Annotated in this window: 1 pseudogene; it reads left to right on the forward strand. The window is 66.2% G+C overall.

Annotation, left to right across the window (positions count from 1 at the left end):
• Positions 1-299 (forward strand): annotated as a pseudogene (locus BK660_RS30070) (cytidylyltransferase domain-containing protein); the annotation flags it as partial.

Genomic DNA, 299 nt, shown 5'->3' on the forward strand with positions numbered 1-299 from the left:
CTGGGCCTGGCGCCCGACGCCATTGTGGTCAACGTCCAGGGTGACGAACCGCTGATCGCCGAGCGTGATCGATCAGGTCGCGGCTAACCTCGCGGCCCACACCGAGGCGCGCATGGCCACCCTGGCCGAGCCGATCGAAGACGTGGAAACCCGGTTCAACCCCAACGTGGTCAAGGTCGTCAGCGACCTTAATGGTCTGGCGCTGACTTTCAGTCGCTCGACCTTGCCGTGGGCCCGCGACGCGTTCGCCAAAAGCCGCGAGCACTTGCCGGAAGGCGTGCCGTACCGTCGCCACATCG

Source organism: Pseudomonas brassicacearum, assembly GCF_003732265.1.
Taxonomy (GTDB): domain Bacteria; phylum Pseudomonadota; class Gammaproteobacteria; order Pseudomonadales; family Pseudomonadaceae; genus Aquipseudomonas; species Aquipseudomonas brassicacearum_D.